15 protein-coding genes and 19 pseudogenes are annotated in these 21852 nt (G+C 72.0%); 22 read left to right on the top strand and 12 right to left on the bottom strand.

Annotated features, from left to right (window positions below; translation table 11 throughout):
- Nucleotides 1-480: 480 nt before the first annotated feature.
- The 6 genes and pseudogenes from FF86_RS64035 to FF86_RS10230 all read left to right on the top strand — a co-directional run.
- Nucleotides 481-921: pseudogene (locus FF86_RS64035) on the top strand (LytR family transcriptional regulator); the annotation flags it as partial.
- A gap of 1 nt (nucleotide 922) precedes the next feature.
- A pseudogene (locus tag FF86_RS45200) lies at nucleotides 923-1698 on the top strand (LCP family protein); the annotation flags it as partial.
- 1 nt (nucleotide 1699) lies between these two features.
- Nucleotides 1700-2127 (top strand): LytR C-terminal domain-containing protein (locus FF86_RS45195; RefSeq protein WP_242418491.1); only part of this gene is annotated, 428 nt, incomplete at its 5' end.
- A gap of 5 nt (nucleotides 2128-2132) precedes the next feature.
- Nucleotides 2133-3101, top strand: coding sequence for a TIGR03089 family protein (locus tag FF86_RS10235; protein WP_370657176.1), 969 nt, complete (start codon nucleotides 2133-2135; stop codon nucleotides 3099-3101).
- Nucleotides 3102-3224: 123 nt separating this feature from the next.
- Nucleotides 3225-3431, top strand: a pseudogene (locus FF86_RS45190) (UDP-glucose 6-dehydrogenase); the annotation flags it as partial.
- Between the two features lies 1 nt (nucleotide 3432).
- On the top strand, nucleotides 3433-4568 hold a 1136-nt coding region (locus FF86_RS10230), incomplete at its 5' end, for a UDP-glucose/GDP-mannose dehydrogenase family protein (protein WP_242418490.1).
- A gap of 117 nt (nucleotides 4569-4685) precedes the next feature.
- Here the strand turns inward: FF86_RS10230 and FF86_RS45185 are convergent.
- Both FF86_RS45185 and FF86_RS45180 read right to left on the bottom strand, forming a co-directional pair.
- Nucleotides 4686-4904 (bottom strand): annotated as a pseudogene (locus FF86_RS45185) (carbonic anhydrase); the annotation flags it as partial.
- Nucleotide 4905: 1 nt separating this feature from the next.
- Nucleotides 4906-5285 (bottom strand): carbonic anhydrase (locus FF86_RS45180; RefSeq protein ID WP_304438120.1); only part of this gene is annotated, 380 nt, incomplete at its 3' end.
- Between the two features lie 415 nt (nucleotides 5286-5700).
- On the opposite strand from FF86_RS45180, the gene FF86_RS10220 reads away from it, so the two are divergent.
- From FF86_RS10220 to FF86_RS10210, 4 genes and pseudogenes are all read left to right on the top strand, one after another.
- A complete protein-coding gene (locus FF86_RS10220; RefSeq protein ID WP_173667248.1) occupies nucleotides 5701-6183 on the top strand; it encodes a GtrA family protein in 483 nt (160 codons plus the stop codon).
- Between the two features lie 516 nt (nucleotides 6184-6699).
- A pseudogene (locus FF86_RS45175) lies at nucleotides 6700-7152 on the top strand (TetR/AcrR family transcriptional regulator); the annotation flags it as partial.
- A gap of 1 nt (nucleotide 7153) precedes the next feature.
- Nucleotides 7154-7296, top strand: a pseudogene (locus tag FF86_RS45170) (TetR/AcrR family transcriptional regulator C-terminal ligand-binding domain-containing protein); the annotation flags it as partial.
- A 416-nt stretch (nucleotides 7297-7712) separates the two neighbouring features.
- Complete coding sequence (locus tag FF86_RS10210; RefSeq protein ID WP_044884286.1) at nucleotides 7713-9230, top strand: hypothetical protein; 1518 nt, start codon at nucleotides 7713-7715, stop codon at nucleotides 9228-9230.
- A gap of 283 nt (nucleotides 9231-9513) precedes the next feature.
- Here the strand turns inward: FF86_RS10210 and FF86_RS10205 are convergent, their stop codons facing one another.
- Nucleotides 9514-9717 (bottom strand): hypothetical protein, encoded by a 204-nt coding sequence (locus tag FF86_RS10205; protein WP_044884285.1) that lies wholly within the window; start codon nucleotides 9715-9717, stop codon nucleotides 9514-9516.
- A 972-nt stretch (nucleotides 9718-10689) separates the two neighbouring features.
- Between FF86_RS10205 and FF86_RS10200 the strand changes: the two genes are divergently transcribed.
- Together FF86_RS10200 and FF86_RS10195 are read left to right on the top strand one after the other, a co-directional pair.
- On the top strand, nucleotides 10690-11580 hold the full coding sequence (locus FF86_RS10200) for a hypothetical protein (RefSeq protein ID WP_044884284.1): 891 nt from the start codon (nucleotides 10690-10692) through the stop codon (nucleotides 11578-11580).
- 43 nt (nucleotides 11581-11623) lie between these two features.
- Nucleotides 11624-12334, top strand: a complete 711-nt coding sequence (locus FF86_RS10195) for a hypothetical protein (RefSeq protein ID WP_236705596.1) — start codon at nucleotides 11624-11626, stop codon at nucleotides 12332-12334.
- Nucleotides 12335-12369: 35 nt separating this feature from the next.
- Here the strand turns inward: FF86_RS10195 and FF86_RS45165 are convergent.
- From FF86_RS45165 to FF86_RS10185, 4 genes and pseudogenes are all read right to left on the bottom strand, one after another.
- A pseudogene (locus tag FF86_RS45165) lies at nucleotides 12370-12563 on the bottom strand (PH domain-containing protein); the annotation flags it as partial.
- 1 nt (nucleotide 12564) lies between these two features.
- Nucleotides 12565-12609, bottom strand: a 45-nt coding sequence (locus tag FF86_RS65765) for a hypothetical protein (RefSeq protein WP_396229828.1), incomplete at its 3' end; no start/stop codon positions are given.
- 84 nt (nucleotides 12610-12693) lie between these two features.
- A pseudogene (locus FF86_RS45155) lies at nucleotides 12694-12903 on the bottom strand (PH domain-containing protein); the annotation flags it as partial.
- A gap of 66 nt (nucleotides 12904-12969) precedes the next feature.
- Nucleotides 12970-13869 (bottom strand): biotin--[acetyl-CoA-carboxylase] ligase, encoded by a 900-nt coding sequence (locus FF86_RS10185; protein WP_044884283.1) that lies wholly within the window; start codon nucleotides 13867-13869, stop codon nucleotides 12970-12972.
- A 461-nt stretch (nucleotides 13870-14330) separates the two neighbouring features.
- Between FF86_RS10185 and FF86_RS45150 the strand changes: the two are divergent.
- The 9 genes and pseudogenes from FF86_RS45150 to FF86_RS10170 form a co-directional block, all read left to right on the top strand.
- A pseudogene (locus tag FF86_RS45150) lies at nucleotides 14331-15239 on the top strand (acyl-CoA carboxylase subunit beta); the annotation flags it as partial.
- 1 nt (nucleotide 15240) lies between these two features.
- Nucleotides 15241-15685 (top strand): annotated as a pseudogene (locus FF86_RS45145) (carboxyl transferase domain-containing protein); the annotation flags it as partial.
- A 1-nt stretch (nucleotide 15686) separates the two neighbouring features.
- Nucleotides 15687-15763, top strand: a pseudogene (locus FF86_RS45140) (hypothetical protein); the annotation flags it as partial.
- Between the two features lie 146 nt (nucleotides 15764-15909).
- Nucleotides 15910-16067 (top strand): annotated as a pseudogene (locus FF86_RS45135) (acyl-CoA carboxylase epsilon subunit); the annotation flags it as partial.
- A gap of 1 nt (nucleotide 16068) precedes the next feature.
- Nucleotides 16069-16215 (top strand): annotated as a pseudogene (locus FF86_RS45130) (acyl-CoA carboxylase subunit epsilon); the annotation flags it as partial.
- A gap of 116 nt (nucleotides 16216-16331) precedes the next feature.
- Nucleotides 16332-17182: pseudogene (locus FF86_RS45125) on the top strand (biotin carboxylase N-terminal domain-containing protein); the annotation flags it as partial.
- Nucleotide 17183: 1 nt separating this feature from the next.
- A pseudogene (locus FF86_RS45120) lies at nucleotides 17184-17285 on the top strand (hypothetical protein); the annotation flags it as partial.
- Nucleotide 17286: 1 nt separating this feature from the next.
- On the top strand, nucleotides 17287-18092 hold an 806-nt coding region (locus FF86_RS45115; RefSeq protein WP_242418488.1), incomplete at its 5' end, for a biotin/lipoyl-containing protein.
- Between the two features lie 86 nt (nucleotides 18093-18178).
- Nucleotides 18179-18550 (top strand): DUF5313 family protein, encoded by a 372-nt coding sequence (locus FF86_RS10170; protein WP_242418487.1) that lies wholly within the window; start codon nucleotides 18179-18181, stop codon nucleotides 18548-18550.
- Between the two features lie 477 nt (nucleotides 18551-19027).
- On the opposite strand, the pseudogene FF86_RS62125 reads toward FF86_RS10170, so the two are convergent.
- The 4 genes and pseudogenes from FF86_RS62125 to FF86_RS45100 form a co-directional block, all read right to left on the bottom strand.
- Nucleotides 19028-19105, bottom strand: a pseudogene (locus FF86_RS62125) (hypothetical protein); the annotation flags it as partial.
- 1 nt (nucleotide 19106) lies between these two features.
- Nucleotides 19107-19868, bottom strand: a pseudogene (locus FF86_RS45110) (FAD-dependent oxidoreductase); the annotation flags it as partial.
- A 1-nt stretch (nucleotide 19869) separates the two neighbouring features.
- A pseudogene (locus FF86_RS45105) lies at nucleotides 19870-20065 on the bottom strand (FAD-dependent oxidoreductase); the annotation flags it as partial.
- Between the two features lies 1 nt (nucleotide 20066).
- A partial coding sequence (locus tag FF86_RS45100) for an FAD-dependent oxidoreductase (RefSeq protein WP_242418486.1) occupies nucleotides 20067-20509 on the bottom strand: 443 nt, incomplete at its 3' end.
- 245 nt (nucleotides 20510-20754) lie between these two features.
- Here FF86_RS45100 and FF86_RS10160 point away from each other — a divergent pair.
- Nucleotides 20755-21140: gamma-glutamylcyclotransferase (locus tag FF86_RS10160; RefSeq protein WP_255355748.1), on the top strand; the 386-nt coding region annotated here is incomplete at its 5' end.
- 14 nt (nucleotides 21141-21154) lie between these two features.
- Here the strand turns inward: FF86_RS10160 and FF86_RS45095 are convergent.
- A pseudogene (locus FF86_RS45095) lies at nucleotides 21155-21852 on the bottom strand (M20/M25/M40 family metallo-hydrolase); the annotation flags it as partial.

Below are 21852 nucleotides of genomic sequence, written 5' to 3'. Positions count from 1 at the left end.
CGTCGGTCGCCGTGCGCGGGCCCGGACCACGTACGACCCGGAGTACGTGCGGCCCCGCACTCCTCCCCCTGTCGGGCCCACTGGTGTTCACCCTGGCAACGTCCCGCGCGCCGCGGACGTCTTAACAGATGGAAACGGCACCGATCCCCATCACCACACGCCATCACCACAACGACCACATGACCTGCAGCGACCACATGACCTGCAACGGCCGCATCACCTGCAACGGCCGCGGTGCGCATTCCGACGGCATCAACGACGAGGACCGCCTGACCGAGGAGGGTCCGCGACCCCGTGAGCCCCCACGCCCGTCCGGCGTCGACGCCACCTACCCCGAGTACTCCGCCCGACCTGTGGCACTGGCGCGAGAGAGCACCGGCGCCGGAACCACGCGCGGCGCCCGCTCGGCCGCGACGGCCAGCACCGCCGCGCACAGCACCGCCGCAGCCAGCACCGCCGCGCCCAGTCCGGCCGGACGGGCTGTACCGCCCGAACAGCCCACGCGGCCGGCCCACACGGCAGCGGCCGCTGCCGCTGCCGCCCGAGCTCGATCCCCGCCGGCCGCGCCGGCACCGCTCGTTCCTGCGTCGGCTGTCGCTCACCGCCACCGGGCTGCTGTCCGTGTTCGTCCTGGCGCTGAGCTCGTTGGGCTGGGCCGCCTACCGGCACTTCGACGGCGCCATCACCCGGGTGGACTGGAACATCGACGGTGCCCGGCCGGCGGGCGCGGCCGGCGAGCAGAACATCCTGCTGCTCGGCGACGACAGCCGGGAGGGCACCGGCGGGGAGTACGGCGTCGTCGACGGGGTGCGGTCGGACACGACGATCATCGCCCACTTCGCCCGGGACGGCTCCGCGACCCTGCTGTCCTTCCCCCGCGACATGCTCGTGCGCGTCGTGCCCCCCGAGCGGGCCGCGGCCNGGGACGGCCGCGCGAAGCTGACCGAGGTGCTCCAGCTCGCCGACGTGCCCGGCCTTGTCAGCACGCTGGAGTCGCTCACCGGCCTGAAGATCGATCACACGATCTCGATCAATCTCGCCGGTTTCCGCACGATGACGGACGCAGTGGGCGGCGTCACCGTCTGCGTGACGCCGTTGCCCGACGGGAGCACCCGCAACCTGCACGACACGATGTCCGGCTGGAACGGCCACCTCGGGGAGAACCGCCTGAACGGCGATCAGGCGCTTGCCTTCGTCCGCACCCGCTACGCCCTCGGTGACGAACGGCTGCGCGTCCTACGCCAGCAGCAGTTCCTCGCCAAGCTCCTGGCGACGGCGACCGGCGCGGGCGTGCTCACCAATCCGGCGAAGATCACCGCGCTGCTCGGCGCGGTCGGCGGAGCACTCAGGGTGGACCAGGGACTCGACCAGACCGCGCTACTCACCCTCGCGAAGCGGGCCAGCGGGCTGAGCTCGGGCGGAATCCGCTTCGTCACGGTCCCCACCAGGGTGGCCCTGCCCGTCGACGGCGCCGTCGACGGAATGGGGACGATCCCGCCGCACGGCGCCGTGCTGGTCGCCGACCAGGCCGGCCTCGCCCAGGTGCTGGCGCCGCTGCGGCCCGCGGGCACCGCCCGGCCGGCCGCGGCGCCCCCCGAGCCCGCCGGAACCACGGTCGGACGCGCCGATGTCAGCGTCGCCGCCGTCCGCAACGCCTCGGGGCGGACGGGGCTCGCCGCCGCCACGGTCGACGCGCTGNGGTCGCTCGGATTCACTGGAGCGATGACGACGGCGACGACGACCGGTCAGGAACTGACCGAGATCCACTATCCCCCGGGCCAGCAGGCCGCGGCACGTGCCCTGGCCGCCCGGCTGCCCGGCGGACTGCCCGTCGAGGACCCCGCCCGGACGGGGGACGGACTCGTCGTCGTCCTCGGCACCGCGTTCGCCGGCCTGGCGGCCGCCCCCGGTCCAGGCGCGGCGGCAGGTCCAGGCGCGGCGGCAGGTCCAGCCGGCGAACCGTCGACGGCCATCGCCACCACCGCGACGGGCGGCACGGCGGGCATCGCCACCTCGTCGGCCGTGGAGACGGGCACCACCACGACGGCGACGGGTGCCACGGCGACGGGCACCGGCGCGGTCGGTACGGCCACGCCGATGCCCGCTGACACCTCCTGCACGCCGTGACCGGGGTGCCGCCGCGGCTGGTACCCGCGGTCCGACTGCTGGGACCGGCGGGCGCGGGCGGCGCGCCGGACGGCGACGTTCCCGCGGGACTGCGGGGTATCGCCGGTCTGCTCGCCCGCCGGCTCGCCACCGACCCGGCCCGGCCGCTGGTGACCTTCTACGACGACGCGACCGGCGAGCGGGTGGAGTTCTCTGCCACCACGCTGAACAACTGGATCGCCAAGACCGCGAACATGCTCGTCGACACCCTCGGGCTCGGTGCCGGCGACCGCATCGGGGTCGACCTGCCGACCCACTGGCTGGGCCTGGTCATCCCGCTCGCCGGCTGGTTGGCGGGGCTGGAGGTCGTCCTCGCCGACGCCGGCGAGAACGGCGGTGCCGGCGCGCTCGCCGTGGCCGCGGGCTCGACGCTGCCACCGACGACCCGCCTCGGCGCGTTGTTCGTGGCTGAGGACCGGCTCGACGCGACCGCCGAGCTGGTTGTCGACGAGACGGTGGCCCTGTCGCTGCGCCCGCTGGGCGGCCGGATGCTGCGGCCCGTTCCCGGCGTGCTGGACTACTCCGCCGAGGTCCCCCCGCACGGCGACCGGTTCACCCCGCCGCCGCCCCCGCCCGAGCAGGTCGAGCTGCTGCGGGCCGGCGCGCGGGTCGCTGCGGCCTGGGGACTGGGGCCCGCGGACCGGGTCCTGTCCACCGCGCCGCCGGCGACGGCCGAGGGGCTCCTCGGTGGGCTGCTCGCCCCGCTGGTGGCCGGCGCGTCGATGGTGCTCTGCCGCCATCTCGACCCCGGGGCGCTCACCCGCCGGATCGAGGCCGAGCGGATCACCGCCATCGCCGCCGCGCCCGCTGCGGCCGGCGGACCGGGTGCGACGGGCAGTGACGACGCCGCCAACGACGCGGCCAACGACGCGGTCGACCCGCTCGCGCTCGCGGGCCCGGGCGTGCGGACGCTGCGCCTCCCCCGCCTCGGGTGATGCCCGATCGGGCCGACGTGGCAGCCGACGCCGGAGGGTAGTGACTACTCTCGCCAAGCCGGTGGCTCCCGGTGCGCGGCGACGGGGCGCAGGGGATCCACGCCGATCCCCTGCGCAGCGGAGGTGCCGATCGTGAGCAGGTCCACCGATCCGCGGATCAGCGTCATCGGCACGGGTTACCTCGGCGCGACCCACGCCGTGTGCATGGCCGAGCTGGGTTTCGACGTCACCGGCGTCGACATCGACGCCGGCCGGATCCGGCGGTTGTCCGCCGGGGAGGTGCCGTTCTACGAGCCTGGTCTCGAGGCACTGCTGCGTAAGAACCTCGAGNCCGGCCGGCTCACGTTCACCGGCTCGCTGGCCGAGGCGGTCGAGCGGGCCGACGTGCACTTCGTCTGTGTCGGCACGCCCCAGCAGCCCGACAGCGGCGCGGCGGACCTGCGCCACGTCGAGGCGGCGGTGAGCGGGCTGATCACGGCCGGGCTCGGCCCGGGCGACCTCGTGGTCGGCAAGTCGACGGTGCCCGCGGGCACGGCCACCCGCCTCGCGGCGAAGCTCGCCGCGGGCGTGCCCGGCGCGGAGCTCGCCTGGAACCCCGAGTTCCTCCGGGAGGGCTTCGCCGTCGACGACACCCTGCGGCCGGACCGGCTGGTCTTCGGGGTCGCCCCGGAGGGCACGGCGGAGCGGCGGCTGCGGGCGGTCTACGCCCAGATGATCGGCGACGGTGTCCCGGTCGTCGTCACCGACCACACCACCGCCGAGCTCGTCAAGGTCGCCGCGAACGCCTTCCTCGCCACCAAGATCTCCTTCATCAACGCCATGGCCGAGGTGTGCGAGGCGACCGGCGGCGATGTCGTCGAACTGGCCAGCGCACTGGCACATGATGCTCGGATCGGGCGCCGCTTCCTCCAGGCCGGCATCGGATTCGGCGGTGGTTGCCTGCCCAAGGACATCCGGGCGTTCCAGGCCCGCGCGGACGAGCTGGGGGTCGGCCGGGCCCTGACGTTCCTCGGCGAGGTCGACGCCGTCAACATCCGGGCGCGGGCGCGCGCGGTGGCGCTGGCCCGGGAGGCTCTGGGCGGCTCACCGGCGAACCGGACGGTGGGTGTGCTCGGGGCCGCGTTCAAACCCAACTCCGACGACATCCGCGACTCGCCCGCCCTGGAGGTGGCCGAGGCGCTGCGCCGGGCCGGGGCCCACGTGTCGGTCTACGATCCGGCCGCGGCGGAGAACGCGCGGGCCTGTCACCCGAACCTGTGCTTCGCCGACTCGGTGGTCGGCGCGGTGGCCGGCGCCGAGGTCGTGCTCGTGCTCACCGAGTGGCACGAGTTCCGGGAGCTCGATCCGGCCGTGCTGCGACCACACGTCGCGCGGCCCATCGTCATCGACGGCCGCGGCGCCCTCGATCCCCAGCGGTGGCGGACGGCCGGCTGGACCTACCGGGCCCTGGGCCGGCCGCGGCGATGACCGTGGCCGATCGCCTCGTACCGGCCGATCACTTCGCCCCGATCGATCGCCTCCAACGGTCGACCACACCGCACCGATCGACCACACCGCATCGATCGGTGCGGCCGCACCGATCGGTCAGGCCCGGACCTCCACCAGCCCACCCGTCTCGACCTGGTAGACAAAGCCGCGCACCGAGGTCGTGGCCTGCAGGAACGGCGAGGAGCGCAGGATGCGCAGCGACAGGCGCACGTCGTCCTCCACGTTGGCGAACGCCTGGACCGACCACTCGGGACGCACGCCGGTGTCCCGCTCCAACTGGTCGCGGAAGCCGTCGTCGGTGATCTGCTCCAGACCNCACGAGGTGTGGTGCAGGAGGATGATCTCCGTGGTGCCGAGCACATTCTGGCTGACCGCAAGCGAGCGCACGACGTCCGTGGTGATGACGCCGCCGGCGTTGCGCAGGATGTGCGCGTCCCCCTCGGTCAGGCCGAACAGCGACTCGACGTTGATCCGGGCATCCATGCATGCGACGACCGCGACACCCAGGCGCGGCCGCGCGGCCGGGGAGGCGGGCAGCCCGGCCTCCTGCCGTCGGGCCGGGTTACCGGCCGCATGGGTCAGCAGCAGCTCCGTCACGGTGGCCGTGCTGCCCACCGGCCCCGCCGGGCGGACCCGGTCGGCGTGCGCGTCGGCGGCCGCCTCGGCCGGGCTCTGGTACTCGGTCGACGTCGACATCAGCCGCCCGACCGACTGGTGAAGGAGATCATGGTGGTCCATCCTCCCGTTCGATGGTGACCGTGCTCCCGCGTTGTCGGCTCCCGTGTTGTCNGGATGCCGCCCCCCTACCCACCTTCGTCGATGTTCCCCACATTCGGCTAGGTTGCGCCACTCACGTTGCCGGCCGCAACGGAACGGTCGCATCACTCATCGTAGATCGGGGAACACCTCCCCGGTGACCCGACCACACCTCGGTAAGATTTACATTACTGCCCGCAGTCGAGGTCTCGGCCCCGGTTGCGGCAGCGATCGCACCGCCAGCCCCATCCGAGGGGGTGGCCCCGAGCCGGGGCGGAGGCAGCCGGTACTCTCCACGAGTGGTAAGAATCGAACGAGGTCGCGTGTGGTGAGGCACCGGCAGACACGCTCGCCGATGCAGGTACTCATCCACGAGATGGGTAAGTTCGGGCTGGTCGGCGGCGTCTGCTATGCCATCGACTTTCTGGTTTCGAACCTGTGTCACACGCTCCTCGGAATGGGTCCGCTCAGCGCGAAGACCGTCTCCACGGTGGTTGCGGCCACCTTTTCGTACATCGGAAACCGGCAGTGGTCTTTCAACCACCGCGCCCGGACCGGTCTGCGCCGCGAGTACACCCTCTTCGTGATCCTGAATACCGTCGGCCTGCTGATCGCGCTCGGCTGCCTCGGGTTCGCCCGCTACGTGCTGGACCTGCGAGGCGTGCTCGCCTTCAACCTGTTCGGCAACGTCATCGGCACCGGGCTGGGCACGGTGTTCCGCTTCTGGGCCTACAAGAAGTGGGTGTTCCTGCACCCCGACGACCCCAAGGCCGTCGTGAACACCGGTGCCAGCCAGGAGAACCACCGTCCGATCCCGGAGCACGCCGGCCGGATCTGACCGTCGTCCCGCCGCGACATCCAGCCTGCCCCCGGGGCGGCAGCCAGGCGTCACCGCCAGGACCGCGGCGCCCCACGGGCCGCCCGTGACCTGGCGCCGCCGGCCAGAGTTGATCACGGCGAGGATCTCCGCCGCCCGCCGGACGCGTCGCGGCGGGACAACCCCGGCTCGGCTCCGGGCCGCCGGCTCGGCCCAGGACGGCACACCGATGGGCACCCCAATCCGGACCCGCCTCATCAGCGCCGACGCAGCCCACCCGCGCGTCCGGTCGGCCCCATAAACGTATGAACGTCGCAGGCTGGCCGCCCGTGTGGTGGGCGCGTCTGGTCCCGTCCGGACACCGGGAAGCTCTATCCGCTCACATGCCAACCCGTACTCGAAGTATCCCCGGTGAGTTACGCTCTGCGGGCCCAACCGGTGCTACGCGTTCGCGGTCATCCACCGTGCGTCACTCCTCGACTCCCGGAACGCACGCGGNAGGCGCCGGCCGCCCCGCAGCCGTCGGGAGAATGCTTCGTGACCCAGCCCTCGCTCGCGTCGCCGCGCCCGGGCGGCCGGCCTCGCGACGAGAGCCGGGATCACGCGATCCGATCGGCCACCCTGGATCTGCTCGCCGAACTCGGCTACGACGGCGTGACGATGGACCGGGTGGCCGCCCGCGCCCGCGCCGGCAAGGCCACGATCTATCGGCGCTGGCCGTCGAAACTGGCGATGGTGATGGACGCGATCAACGCCTTCGCCGAGGAACGCATGCCGACTCCGGACACGGGCTCACTGCGCCTGGACATCATCGAGTTCCTGACTTCCTTTCACGAGGCCATCCGGGGCGGCCGCGGGCGGATCATCGCTGAGTTGATCTCGGAGATGCCCCGCAATCCTGATCTGCGGGACGCGCTGCGTGGCGGGCTCTGGACGCAACGCGAGACGAGTTCCCACGCCATCGTCGAGCACGCGATCGCTCGTGGGGAANTCCGCCCGGACGTCGATCACGCGATACTCATGGAGATCGGCACCGCCATCATCCTGCAGCGCGTACTGCTCACCGGCGAACCCATCGACCGGGTGTTCCTGGAATCGATCGTGGACGACATCGTCATCCGCTACGCCGCCTGATCCCCCCCCCCCCCCCCCCCCCCCCCCCCCCCCCCCCCCCCCCCCCCCCCCCCCCCCCCCCCCCCCGCAACGCGCGATGGCTCCGCCGGCACCGCCGGTCCACACCGGCCGGCCGGTGTGGACCGGTGCGGAGCCCCGCGGCCGGGCGGACTGCCGCCGGCGGCAACCGCGGCCGCGGGGGTCGGACGCGATGATCCGACCCCGCAGGCGTGTCGAGAAGGCGACCCCCCCTTCCTTCCAGCAGCAAAGGCCCTACCATCAGCAGCGGGCCCGATCTGGGACGGAAGACGCGGTTTATCCAGTCCCGGGCGCGGGCGGAGCGGGGCGACCCGCCACCGCAAGGCCGTCCCGGCCACCGGGCGGGCAGGGACGGGGCGCGGCGGCAGGGGCGCCTTCGCGCGGCACAGGAGGACCTCATGCAGTCACCGGGCCCAGGCCCCCAGGACCCGGACGCCGAAACCCAACGGGTGCACGGCACACCGGCCGCTTCCCGCCCGGACCCGGTCGACCCGGGCAGCGCCGAGCCGTACGACAACGCGGAGCGAACCCGCCTGGTCGGCGACGATGCCGGCAACCGACGACCGGGCCAGGCCGGTGGTTGGCCAGCGGTCGGCCAGCCGCCCGCGGGCCCGGGATTCCCGCCCGTCGTGGCGAGCCGGCCGCTCAACGATCCCTACGGCCAGGCGGATCCCTATGGCCAGGCTGCCCCCTACAGCCAGACGGCTCCCTACAGCCAGGCAGATCCCCGCAGCCAGGCGGATCCCTACGGACGTGACGATTCCTACGGTGGCGCGGACCCCTACGGTCGCAGCGGTCCCTATGGCGGCGGGGACCAATACGGCGAGGAGGTGCAGACGCGGATACTTCCCGACGGTGCGGGCAGTGGATACCCGCCCGGAACGTCCGGCGGGCAGAGCCGGAACCCGGGTCCGGAGGAGTACCCGCCGACCGCCGCCTATCCGCCGGCGGGGGGATACGGCGCGGCGCCGGGGGCCGGCGGCCCGAGCGGTCCGGCCAGCAGCAGCTACGGTGGTTCACCGGACTACCCGCCCACCGGCTACCCGCCGCCAGGCGGCTACCCGCAACCGACTGCGGGCTACGACCAGGGCTACCAGCAGCAGGGCTACCCGGGGCCCGGCTACCAACAGCAGGGCTACCCGGGGCCCGGCAACCAACAGCAGGGCTACCAGCAACAGGGTTATCCGACGCCCGGTGGCTACCAGCAGGGCTACCCGCCGGCCGGGGCGTACGGGGCATACTCGCCTCCTGGTAGCGGACCCGCGGGTGGGCCTCGGCCCGGCGGCTCCGGTCGCCGACGGGCGATCATCATCGGCGCGGCCGTCGTCGCCGTGCTGCTCCTCATCGTCATCCCGGTCGTGCTGCTCACCGGCGGATCCGACGACGGGAAGCCGGCGGCGGCCGCCTCGGTCTCTCCCAGCGCCCGGCCGACCGCGCCGGCGAGCCCGTCCGCCACGTCCTCGGCGAGCCCGTCACCGAGCGCCTCCGCAGCGCTCACCCCGGCCGAGAACGAGCTGCTCGCCAAGCTCGACTCGTCGGCGATGACCGACTGCAAGCCCAACAGCGACGCGGAGAGCGACCGCATCGTGGCCGCGCTGTACTGCGACTCCGACGACGGCAAGGTCGTCGCCGCCTACGCCTACGCCACCGCCGGCGACCTCACCAGCGACGTCGATGTCCGCAAGGCGCTGGTCACCACGCCGAGCGGCACGTGCAAGGACGGTGGCAGCGAGGTCTTCACCTGGAACTTCGACCAGGGAAAGACCCAGGGCACCGCCGTCTGCACAGTCCGGCAGAGCAGCCACTTCATCTTCTGGTCCTACGACGACAAGCTGGTCTCGTTCATGGCGACCGGAACCGACGGCGTCGCTTTGTATGAATGGTGGAGCGGCTTCGACCCGGTGCCGCAGAGCTGATCCGGCCGGGACGTATACCCAGCTCAGACCGCCGGTGAGGGCGGCCGTGAACGGGGTGTCCGGAGCACGGCACGTGGCGTGGCCGGTTGACGGGATCCCCCGTCGCGCCGCAAGCCTGCTGCCGCGCGTCCGGGCGGGTAGCGATAGGGCCGCATTTGTTGCGCAGTAGCCCAATACCACCGGTATTCGCAGGGTGGTACGCCTACTCTGGGGACCGCACCCGTCACCCATCTCGGGAGGAACCGTGCCGAGCCCCGGCTTTGGCGACGACGAGACGCCGCGCTCACCCGAGCAGTCGCCGCCGGGGCCGCGCCTCGGCGACGGTCCGGACCCGGGCCCGGACCTCGACGACGCCGAACTCACCCTCCCTCCCGGGCAGCTTCCCCTGGCGGGACCCGGCGACCGCTTCGGGGCCGACCCGGCGAGCGGCGCGGGCCGGCCGGGCGCGGCCCCGGACCCGCTGCAGCAGGGCCCCGGGCCCGGGCATGTCTCATGGCCGCCGCCCTACACGGGGCCCGGCTCTCCGCTCGGCGGCCCAGCAGCCGACAGCGTCACGCGCGGGCCGGTCCAACCTCCCGGCCCGCCCATCCCGTCGGCACCGCCCCGGTTCGGTGGCCTGACCGGTCCGGGCGGTCCACCGGGTCCGCCGACCTCCGCAGCCTCCGCCTGGCCGTCGCCGCCGGGTCCGCCCGCCGCCCCACCCCGGACCGGTCCGGCCGGGCCGGTCGCCCCGACAGACTTCCCCCCGCCCGGGCCACCGGCTCCCCCGGGTCCGCCCGGCGGCCTGGCCGGACCACCCGGTCCGCTCTACTACGCTCCACCGATCAGGCCCGGTTCCATCCCACCCGGCACGGCAGGGGCGCCCGGGACGTCCACGCCCGGCCCCCCGCCGGTCGGCTTTCCCGGGAGCCCCACCTCGCCGGCCGATCCCGCCTTCACGGCACGGCCGTTCCCCGCCGGCCCCGGAGCCGCCCCCGCACCAGCCTCCGGCCCTGGCGGACCGGGCCCTGCCGGCGCTCCGCCAGGGCCCGGTCCCGGTGGCGCGGCCCCGCCCTGGGAGGGCGACAGCGACCTCGCCTACCGTCTGACCCCACCCGGCTCGACCTCCCCCGGACGCCCCGGCGTCCGGCCGCCCGCCGGCCCCCAGCCCGGGCCCGTCCCCCTGGTAAACGCTCCTGGGGGGCGCCCGGGCGGCGACGGCGACACGGCCTTTCTCGGGCCGTTCGGGGCTCGAGGTGGGGCCACCGAACCCACCGGCGGCGCCCACGACACGCCGGCCGGCCCAGGCCCCGCCCCGGGGGCGCCCAGCGCTGCCGGGACGGTGGTTCCTGAGGCGAGCGCGTTCGACGCTTCCAGGACCGCCGGCGCTGCCTGGGGCGGCGGCGGTCCCCCGGGCGGCTTTCCCCCGCCCGGGCCGATCAGCGGGTACCCGCCGCCGGCTGGCGGCGGGTACCGTCCGGTGCCAGGCCACCGTCCCGCGTCGTTCGGCCCGTTCCCGGCGGAAGCCGGTACGAACGGGTTTCCCCCGGTCGCGGCACCCGGCCGCGATGACGCCCTTCCCGTTCCCAACGCCCTCACCGCGCCGGCCCCGGACAGGGGTCGTTCGGCGTCCCTGCCGGGTCTGTTGCCCGGACTGCCGCCGCAGGGCGCCGACAGCTCCGAGCCTGCGACCAGCGGGGCCGGGGAGGGCGCCCTCCGGACCGGAGCCGACCGGACCGGAGCCGACCGGAACGCCGACCGGAACAAGGTGCTGGTCGACCGGCGTCTGCTGATCGGGGGCGGCGGGTTACTGCTGGCCCTGGTGATCGTGTTCGGAGTCCTCGCCTTCACCGGGGGCAAGGGCAGCGGCGGCGAGTCGGTCACCGCCGCCGCCCAGGGACGCCCCGCGGGCGCCGGGACGGCCACCGCCGCACCGGGCACGGCGGGCCGGGCCGGGGGCAATCCGCGGGACGTCCTGCGGTCGCTGCTCAATCCCGCCGTCATGACCGGTTGCGCCGATCCGGGGCGCAGCGACAGCGCCTACGCTGACGCCACCCTCCTCTGCAAGACGCCTTCGGGGATGGAGGTCACCGCATTCCACTTCCCGAACCGTTCCGCACTGGACCGACAGATCGGTGCCCGGGAGACGTTCTACACCGACGAGGGAAACTGCGACGACGGGCAGCAGAGCTCGGAACGGTGGAGCTCGCCGGCCGAGGCCACCGGCGGCAACCGCCTCTGCTACTTCTTCGCGAACCGGTTCTACGAGTTCTGGACGTACGACGACCACCTCATCGCCTTCTCCGCCGACGATCCGACGGCTGCCCGCATGAACGACTGGTGGCACTCGTTCGACCCGCTGCGCCGCTGATTGACAGCGTCGCCGAGTGACAGGGTTCGGGAGGGCGGGCCGCATGCAGGATTCCGACGAGAGCACCTCGCCGGAACCGGTCGACGACCCGGGGGGGGCGCCGGTCGAGGGCGGGGATCACCGCGCTGCGGGCACCGGTGGCGGCCGGCGGCGAGCCGTTGTGGGCGGCCTCGCCGGCGCGATCGTCATCGGTGCGGGCGTCGCCGTCGGGCTGCTGGTGAGCGGCGGCTCGGATCACGCCACGACCGTCCGGCCCGCCCCGAGCACCGCCGGTTCGAGTTCCGGCCGCTCCGGCGGCGGCACGGTCGGGAGCCCGGCGCCGAGCGTGACGCTCGATCCGGCGGACGCCCGGTTGCTGGCCTCGCTACGGCCGTTCGCGGTCACCGACTGCCGGGCCGCCTCCCGTGACGGCGACGGGGTGGCGGCGGCGCTGACCTGCGCACCCGGGGTCGCAACCGAGGCCCCGGCGCCGGCACGGCTGTCGGTCCTCCGGTACCGGGACGCCGCTGCGCTGCGGGGCGACGTCGCACGTCGGTCGGCGGAGCTCACCGACGCCGGGGACTGCGCCCGGGGTCAGACCAGCGTCGAACGCTGGGCCCACAGCGCGCGGCGCCGCGGCACCTTCCTCTGCTCGGCCGCAGCGGGCCGGTTCGCGGTGTTCTGGACCGTGGACGACGAGCTGATCGGCTTCGCCACCGAGGATCCCGATGCGGGCCGGCTCCTGGCCTGGTGGCGCGAGTACGACCCGATCTGAGGAACACCTGTGGCGAGGTGGTCGGCGAGGTGGTCTCAGTAGTCGGGGTAGCTCCGCGGCCGGTACGGCGCCGAGAGCTCCGCGAGGGTCTCCTGGACCCGCTCCGCGTGCGGCATGCACGCCAGAACGACCCGGCCGCGCTGACCGGCCGTCTCGACGATCAGACTGCCCGACCCCAGCATGCGGTCGATGACGTTCTGCTGCACCGTCGCACCGACCAGCCAGGCGANCGGGATGTCCCGCCCGGCGCGGGTGATCAGGCCTTCCCGGATCACGAGCCGGTGGCTGGTGACGACGTAGTGGGTGGTGAGCTGGCGCAGCCAGGGCAGCGCCCCGAGGTAGGCGATCGCGCCGAGAGNGAGGAGCAGCACCAGGTACTGGACGGGTTTCTGCAGCACGCCACCGGGCGCGAAGAAGACGCCCAGCACCGCGAAGACGAGAGCCACCACCGTCCAGAGCGCCGGAACGATCAGGCTGACCCAGTGCGGGTGCAGATGCAGGACAACCTCTTCGTCCTGGGTGAGGATGTCGTCGGGGAACGCCACGGTGACGATCGTCGCATCCGGCACCGACAGGCCACACCCGGGTCCGTCACCGGCCGTCGGCAGGCGGTCGGAACACGCCCTCCTCGCCGGTCACCGCAGGTGGACGACGTCCCCGGCGCTGTAAGCACGACCGGCCACCACAAGCCGTCCCTCGAGATCGACATCCGTTGCCCTGCCGGTGTCGGCCGAGCCGTCCGGGAGCTCGACGCGGACCTCCCGGCCGATCGTCGCGCACACCGCCAGGTAGGCGGCGCGGGCCGCCTGGGGATCGGCCTCCCAGGCGGCGAGCGCGTTGACGAGCCCGTCGAGGATCCGCGCGAGTAGCTCGGTCCGGTCCAGGGCGGCCGGGTGTGCGCCGGTGAGCAGCAGGCTCGTGGACCGGTCGGGCAACTCGTCCGGTTCCGCGTTGACGTTGAGCCCGAATCCGATGACCACCGAGGGCGCGGACGCCGGCACCGGAACGACCTCCACCAGAATGCCGGCAAGCTTCCCGCCCTCGGCCAGGACGTCGTTGGGCCACTTGAGAACGGCGGGCACTCCGGCGACGGCTCGGACCGTGGAAACCAGCGACGTCCCGACGACCATCGGCAGCCAGCCGAGCCGGGAAACCGCGGTCCGCGGCCGGATGAGCAGGGAGACGGTCAGACCGGCGCCTGGTCGGGACACCCAGGAGCGGTCGAGACGCCCACGCCCGGCGGTCTGCCGTTCCGCGGCGAGGACCAGACCGCGACCGAGGGGGGCGCGACCGAGGGGGGCGAGGCCGGGCCCCGGGCTCTCGCGCCACTGCCGCGAGAGCCCGACCAGAGCCGGATCGCTGGTCTCCCCCCGCGCGATCCGGGCCAGGGCCGCGTTGGTCGAGTCGATCTCCTGGATCACGGTCAGGTCCAGCCCGGCCGCCGCCGCGGCGGCCGTCAGCCGCGCGGCATCGAGGGGACCCCGGTCGCCAGCCGCGCTCGGTGACCGGCCTCGGAAGGCATCGACGGCTGGCACGGCTGAATTCTGGGGCGGTTGCGCGGAAGCGGAGTCCGGCGTCGAGCTCACGCCAGACAGCCTGCCAGAGCGGTCCGCCCCGCTCGCGCAGGCGCCGGGCGCGCATCGGCACCACTGTGGTCCGGACGATGCGAGACGAAGCTCACTCCGNCCGATCTGCGCCGGATGCCACGAGTCGGCCAGTGCGACGACGTGCTGGGCGCTCCGACTACCCGACCGGGGGTACCAGAAGTGGGGTGCTGTGACCTTCGATACGGCCCACCGGAGGCGAGCCCCAGATTCCGGCGAATCGATGAGATCAACTCCACAACAGTCGCGCACGTGAGCCCACAGGGGTCGTACGCTGCGGCCTATGGCTCTTCCCGCGTCCGCCGAGGATTCTGCTCCCGACCCGCACACCACCGCAGGGCGACTTGCTCAACTGCGGCGCGTGAACGAAGACGCGGTCCATGCCGGGTCTNAGCGGGCGGTAGACGCCCAGCACGCCAAGGGCAAGATGACCGCGCGTGAGCGGATCGAGGCCTTCCTCGACCCGGGCTCGTTCGTGGAGACCGACGCGTTCGCGCGGCACCGGGCGCACGACTTCGGCGTCCAGGCCAACCGTCCGTACGGCGACGGCGTGGTGACCGGGTACGGCACGGTCGACGGCCGCCAGATCTGCGTGTTCAGCCAGGACTTCACGGTCTTCGGGGGGAGCCTCGGCGAGGTCTTCGGCGAGAAGATCGTCAAGATCATGGATCTGGCGCTGAAGACCGGCTGCCCGGTCGTCGGCATCAACGACTCCGGCGGGGCTCGCATCCAGGAGGGCGTCGTCTCGCTCGGCCTCTACGGCGAGATCTTCTATCGGAACGTCATGGCCTCGGGCGTCGTCCCACAGCTTTCTCTGATCATGGGCCCGTGCGCCGGCGGCGCCGTGTACTCCCCGGCGATCACGGACTTCACGCTGATGGTCGACCAGACCAGCCACATGTTCATCACCGGCCCGGACGTCATCAAAGAGGTCACCGGCGAGGACGTCGGGATGGAGGAGCTGGGTGGCGCCGCCACCCACAACTCACGCAGCGGAGTCGCGCACTTCCAGGCCGCCGACGAGACGGAGTGCCTGGAGCTCGCGCGGGCGCTGCTGTCGTTCCTGCCGTCGAACAACCTCGACGACGCCCCGAGCTACGACGAGGTGGACGATCCGGCCGCCGAGATCGATCCCGAGCTCGACACCTTCATCCCGGACTCTCCGAACACCCCGTACGACATGCACCAGATCATCGAGCGTCTGGTCGACGACGGGGACTTCCTCGAGGTCCACGCTCAGTTCGCCCAGAACCTGATCGTCGGCTTCGGGCGGGTGGACGGCCGATCGGTCGGGGTCGTGGNGAACCAGCCGATGCAGTTCGCCGGCACCCTCGACATCGACGCCAGCGAGAAGGCCGCCCGTTTCGTCCGGACCTGCGACGCCTTCAACATCCCGGTGCTGACCCTGGTCGACGTGCCCGGCTTCCTGCCCGGTACCTCCCAGGAATGGAACGGGATCATCCGTCGAGGCGCCAAGCTGATCTATGCCTACGCCGAGGCGACCGTTCCCAAGGTCACCGTCATTACCCGGAAGGCGTATGGCGGCGCGTACGACGTGATGGGGTCGAAGCATCTACGGGCCGACATCAACCTCGCCTGGCCGACCGCCGAGATCGCCGTCATGGGTGCCCGCGGGGCTGTGAACATCATCTACCGGCGCGACCTGGCCAAGGCCGAGTCCCCGGAAAGCCGCCGGGCGGAGCTCATCCAGGACTACAACGATCACTTCGCGACTCCGTACATCGCGNCGGAACGTGGGTACCTCGACGCGGTGATCAACCCGTCCGAGACTCGCCGAGAGATCATTCGGGCCCTGCGCCTGCTGNGTACCAAGCGCGAGTCCCTGCCGCCGAAGAAGCACGNCAACATCCCGCTGTAGTTCGGCCCCGGACTCTCGCCGGCACGCAGTCGGTCCGCTTCCCACGTGCGCACCCGCTGGACGAGCGACGCGACGAGCGACGAGGGACGACGATGGACGGCAGGCCGCGCACGGCGCGTGGCCGGAAGTCGAGTGAGGAGAGGACCGTGACCCAGGACGACGACGGACAGGCCAGCCCGCCCCGGCTGCGTTTGATCCGTGGGAACGCGACACCCGAAGAGATTGCCGCGGTGGTCGCGCTTCTGGCAGCNCGCGCGGTCCCGGTGGAAAGTCCGTCTCCCGTCCGCTCGGCCTGGGCGGATCCCACTCAGGCACTGCGTCGCCCACTCGCCACCGGAGCGGGTTCGTGGCGACGCTCCGGGATGAGCCCGGGTGTACGCACCCGGGCTGGCTGGTAACCGAACAGATAGATGACGCCGGGATGTCTGTGGCATCACATCCGGGCACAACGAGAGCGAACTGTGCGGCCCGACTCGCCTAGACTTCAGGCAGGCCGGACGAGGACGGGAGCAACGTGCGTAAGATCCTCATTGCTAACCGGGGAGAGATTGCGGTTCGGGTGGCCCGTGCATGCCGCGACGCCGGATACACGAGCGTCGCAGTATACGCCGAACCGGACATCGACGCACTGCACGTGCGCGTCGCCGACGAGGCATTCGCGCTGGGTGGTACGACCCCTGGCGACTCCTATCTACGCATCGACAAGATACTCGATGCCTGCAAGTCGTCCGGGGCCGATGCGGTTCATCCTGGTTATGGCTTCCTCTCGGAGAACGCGGATTTCGCCGAGGCTGTGATCGGTGCCGGCCTCACCTGGATCGGTCCGCCGCCCGAAGCCATTCGCCGCCTCGGGGACAAGACCGCGGCCCGCCACATCGCGCTGGCCGTCGGCGCGCCGCTCGCACCGGGCACCGCGGATCCCGTCGCCGGCGTCGATGAAGTCGTCGCCTTCGCCGAGCAGTACGGCCTGCCGGTCGCCATCAAGGCCGCGTTCGGCGGCGGTGGCCGCGGGCTCAAGGTCGCCTGGACCACGGAGGAACTGCCCGAACTGTTCGACAGCGCGGTCCGGGAGGCGGTCGCCGCCTTCGGCCGGGGCGAATGCTTCGTGGAGCGTTACCTCGACCAGCCCCGGCACGTGGAGACGCAGGTCCTCGCGGACAGCCACGGCAACGTCGTCGTCGTCGGCACCCGTGACTGCTCGCTGCAGCGGCGGTACCAGAAGCTCGTCGAGGAGGCGCCGGCGCCGTTCCTCTCCGCGGAGCAGCTCACCTCCCTCTACGAGGCGTCCAAGGCGATCTGCAAGAAGGCCGGCTACGTCGGCGCCGGGACCGTGGAATTCCTGGTCGCCCGCGACGGCATGATCAGNTTCCTCGAGGTGAACACCCGGCTCCAGGTCGAGCACCCGGTGACCGAAGAGGTGTCCGGCGTGGACCTCGTCCGCGCGCAGTTCCGGATCGCGGAGGGTGAGNCACTCGACTTCACCGACCCCGCTCCCCGCGGCCACGCCATCGAGTTCCGGATCAACGGTGAGGACCCGGGCCGCAACTTCCTTCCTGCTCCGGGAACGGTGACCACGTTCGTCTCACCGGCCGGTCCGGGCGTGCGTCTCGACTCCGGAGTCGAGAGCGGCAGCGTGATCGGGGGCGCCTTCGACTCCCTGCTCGCCAAGCTCATCGTCACCGGCGCCACCCGCCAGGAGGCGCTGGAGCGTGCCCGGCGCGCGCTGGACGAGATGGTTGTCGACGGCATGGCCACGGCGCTGCCGTTCCATCGTGCGGTCGTGCGGGACCCGGCCTTCGCTCCCGACGACGCCGCGGAGCCGTTCCGCATCCACAACCGTTGGATCGAGACCGAGTTCGACAACACCATCCCCGCCTTCAGCGGCGGCACGGACGTCGACACCACCCCCGAGCCGCGGGAGGCGGTCATCGTCGAGGTGGGCGGCAAGCGTCTCGAGGTCGTGCTGCCGGCCGGGCTCGGCGCCACTTCGACGTCGACCGCGTCGCGTGGCGCCGCGCCCAAACGGTCGGCCCGCGGCGCAGCGGCCGCCAAGGTGACCGGTGACGCCCTGACCAGTCCCATGCAGGGCACCATCGTGAAGGTTGCTGTCGCCGACGGCGACACGGTCGCCGCCGGCGACCTCATCATCGTGCTGGAAGCGATGAAGATGGAGCAGCCGATCAACGCTCACCGCGGCGGCACTGTCACCGGTCTGGCCGCTGCCGTAGGTGCGGTGGTCACAAGTGGTGCCGTCCTCTGTGAGATCAAGGACTGATCTGGCTCTCCGCCCGTCGGCTGTCTTCCTGCCGGCCGTCGACTTCGTAAGCTGCGGGTATGGACGGCGGTGAAGACAGCGCAACGGTGCGCGGACAGGACACGGGGACGGCAGCGCCGCCGGCGGTGGCGCAACAGCCACCGCTGACGGGCCGTGTCCACTATCTCCTCGGTGGGACGCTTCCTCCCACCTACAACGCGTGGATCTCCCGGGATCTGACCGGCCCTGGTTGGCGGATGCGGCAGGCGGCACGCCCCTTCGTTCTGATGCTGCCGTTTGCCGTGATCTTCGCCCTGCTTCCGGGCGGGGCGGTCGTCCGCGCGGCGACGGTCGCGTTCCTCCTGGTCGCCGGGGCGGGGCTGGGCTTCGCCACCAGCGGATTCTTCCGGAACCGGCGGCTGGAGCAACACGGCTTCCCACCGGTGTTTCCGCCGCACGATGAGGAAGATGACGAGTAGCCATCGACGCCGCTCGGTTCCCCGCCTGATCGGCGCCCGCAACTGATCATTCCTGGTCATGGNGCTCCGGGCCGACCTGATATGTGCGCCCTTCCGGGCTCGCCCGGATGACCAGCCGGGCGGCCTCCCAGCGCGCGATCTCCCGCGCGATCTGTACGTCGAGCCGTAGGCAGTCACTCGCGTCGAGATCCGCCACCCAGGGCACGAACGGCGATTCCAGTATGCCGGCCTCGGCACGCCCGCAGCCGCAGCCGCGGCAGCCGGATCCGGGGCATCAGCGTCCTTTGCCCCGCCGGATCCTCCGCCCGGATCATTCGCCTTCCAGAATTCAGCAAACGAATACACTGCGCCACCTGCCACGGGTAGCTCGCCGGAAGCACGGCTGACGCAGGCCGGTGACGCGCCGGCCGATGACGCGCCGGCCGGAGCCGCCGCGGCCATCACTCCACCGAAGGTCGACGCCGGCCGAGGTCGGTTTCACCCTGCGCTGTCGAAGCCCGCGAAGAAGTCCCGAGGACGCAGAACCCTGGCGGCCTCGGTGATCGAGCCGGACAANGAGGGGTAGATGGAGAAGGTATGTGCGATCTGGTCGACGGTGAGACCATGTTCGACCGCTAGCGAGACAGAAAGGATGAGCTCCGACGCGCGCGGGGCGACAATCACACCACCGAGGACACTGCCGCTACCCGGCCGGCAGAACAGTTTGACGAAACCGTCCTCGATCCCCATCATCTTCGCGCGAGGATTACGCGAGAGTGGCACAGTGGTCACCTCTGCCGCGACGGCACCCGTGTCCTTCATCACCTGGGTGACTCCGACCGTGGCGATCTCCGGCTCGGTGAAGATGTTGGAGGAGACGGTCCCGAGTCGCAGCGGGCTCACCGCCTCCCCGAGGGCATGCCACATTGCTATCCGGCCCTGCATCGCGGCTACCGACGCGAGCGGCAGAACGCCGGTGCAGTCGCCTGCCGCATACACGCCGGGCACGGAGGTGCGCGACATTCGATCGACGTTCACGTGCCCGCCGGGACCGAGGCGAACACCGACATCGGTCAGGCCGAGCCCCTTCGTGCGGGGAACGGACCCGACTGCCATCAGAGCGTGGCTTCCCGTGACGGTGCGGCCGTCGGTGAGCTCAACGATCACGCCGTCGCCGATGCGGCGGACCGAGGCGGCGCGCGAGCGGTTGAGCACCTCGATGCCGCGCCGCACGAACACATCCTCGATGACGCGCGCCGCGTCCGGGTCCTCGCCGGGCAGGACCCGTTCGCGGGACGAGACGAGGGTGACCTCGGCGCCCATCGCCCGGTAGGCGCTGNCGAACTCGGCGCCGGTGACGCCGGAGCCGACGACGACCAGATGCTCCGGAATCTCCTTGAGATCGTAGAGATGGCGCCAGGTGAGGATGCGTTCACCGTCCGGGCGGGCGGTCGGAAGATCCCGTGGGCTCGCCCCCGTTGCGATAAGAATCACGTCGCCCACGAAGGTCTCACCGGTGTTCGTCTCGATCGCATGNGGCCCGACCAGCCGGCCGGCCGCGTGCACCACTTCGACCTTTTCCCGCTCGAGGCGGCGTTCGATGTCCAGGGACTGCGCCTTGGCGAGTTCCCGGACCCTTTCGTACACCTGTTCCGGATCGACGCTGACGACCTCCGGCGGCGTGAGCGGGGGGACACCCGCGTCCAGGCCGCTTCGCATGCCCCACGCCACCGCGGGCAGCACCGGTTCGGTCCCCGCACCAAGTCCGTGCGGGCGGATACCGAGCCCCGGCGCCAGTGCGAGATTGGTCATAGTCTCCGACGTCGCGATCAGCGTCTTGGAAGGAACACAGTCGGTGAGCACACAGGCGCCGCCGATCCCATCCGAGTCGATGACCGTGACCGTCGCGCCCAGCGACGCTGCCACGAGCGCCGCTTCATAGCCGCCAGGCCCTCCACCGAGAATGACGATGCGCGTCACGTGCCCTCCCGATCCGACATCTTCTCCTTTCATCTTCCCCCGCCCCGACGGCTGCGCTCCTCCCGGTGCGGAGAGCTCCGTAGGATCACAGACGGATGCCGACAGGCGCGAAGTCCACGAGACACCCTTCTTCCGACTTTGAAACGGAAATAGCAGCTATAGCCACGCACCGTCACCCCGAGAGACGACGATGACCTTGTACGCGGCGTACGCCGGCAATCTCGACCCGGCGCAGATGAAGGAGNGGGCCCCCCACTCGCCCGTCACCGGCACTGGATGGATCAACGGTTGGCGCCTGACCTTCGGCGGTGAGAACGTGGGCTGGGACGGGGCGCTGGCCACGATCGTCGAGTCCCCCGGCAGCCATGCGTACGTGCTGCTGTACGACCTCGACCGCTATGACCTGGAGCGGCTCGACGTGTGGGAGGGCGCGGACACCGGCCTGTACACCCGCATCCGCGTCAGGGTGTCCACTCTGGACGGCGAGGCTCTCGCCTGGACCTATGTGCTGAACTCCTACGAGGGTGGCCTGCCCTCCCGGTGGTACCTCGACATGATCGCCGATTCCGCCGAGAAGGCAGGGGCTCCCGCCGACTACGTCAAGGAGCTCCGCTCCCGGCCGACGGCCTAGCCGGCAGAGCGCGGTCAGGAGGAGGCCGGTGGGCGGCGTAGCAGCTCCAGGGCGGCGCCGGCCAGCAGCCGCACCCCGATGCCGACAGCGCGCTCGTCGACGTCGAAGGCACCCTGGTGAAGATCGTAGGTGGGGCCCCCCGGAACGCGGGTACCCAACCGGGCCAGCGCGCCGGGCACGTGGTTGAGATACCAGCCGAAATCCTCCCCGCCCAGGGACTGGGCGACGGTGGTGGACGCGCCGTGGCCGAGGGTGCGGTCGACGACGCTCTGGAACACGTCGACGACGTCCGCGCTGTTGACGACGGGAGGCACACCGCGCCGGTAGTCGACCACGATCTGCGCGCCGTAGGGGGCGACGAGCTGCTCGGCGACCCGGGTCACGAGGGCGGGAACGGACTCCCAGGTCTCCCGGGACAGCGTGCGGATGGTCCCGCGTAGCTGCCCGGTACGGGGGATGGCGTTGGCGACGGTGCCGGCCTGCACCTGCCCCCAGACGAGGGACAACGCCGACCGTGGATCGACCAGCCGGCCGAGCGCGGCCGGCATGTCGGCAGCCAGCCGGGCGAGGGCATACACCAGGTCGACCGTGTTCTGCGGTCGCGAGGTGTGGCCACCCGGCCCCGCCATCGTGATCTCGATGGCGTCGGCCGCGGAGGTGATCGGCCCGGTTCGCAGCCCGATGGTGCCCACGTCCAGCGCGGGATCGCAGT

It is taken from the genome of Frankia sp. CpI1-P, from assembly GCF_001421075.1.
GTDB lineage: Bacteria > Actinomycetota > Actinomycetes > Frankiales > Frankiaceae > Frankia > Frankia torreyi.
Note: the sequence above shows the minus strand (reverse complement) of the source record. Positions and strands in the feature narration are given on the sequence as shown.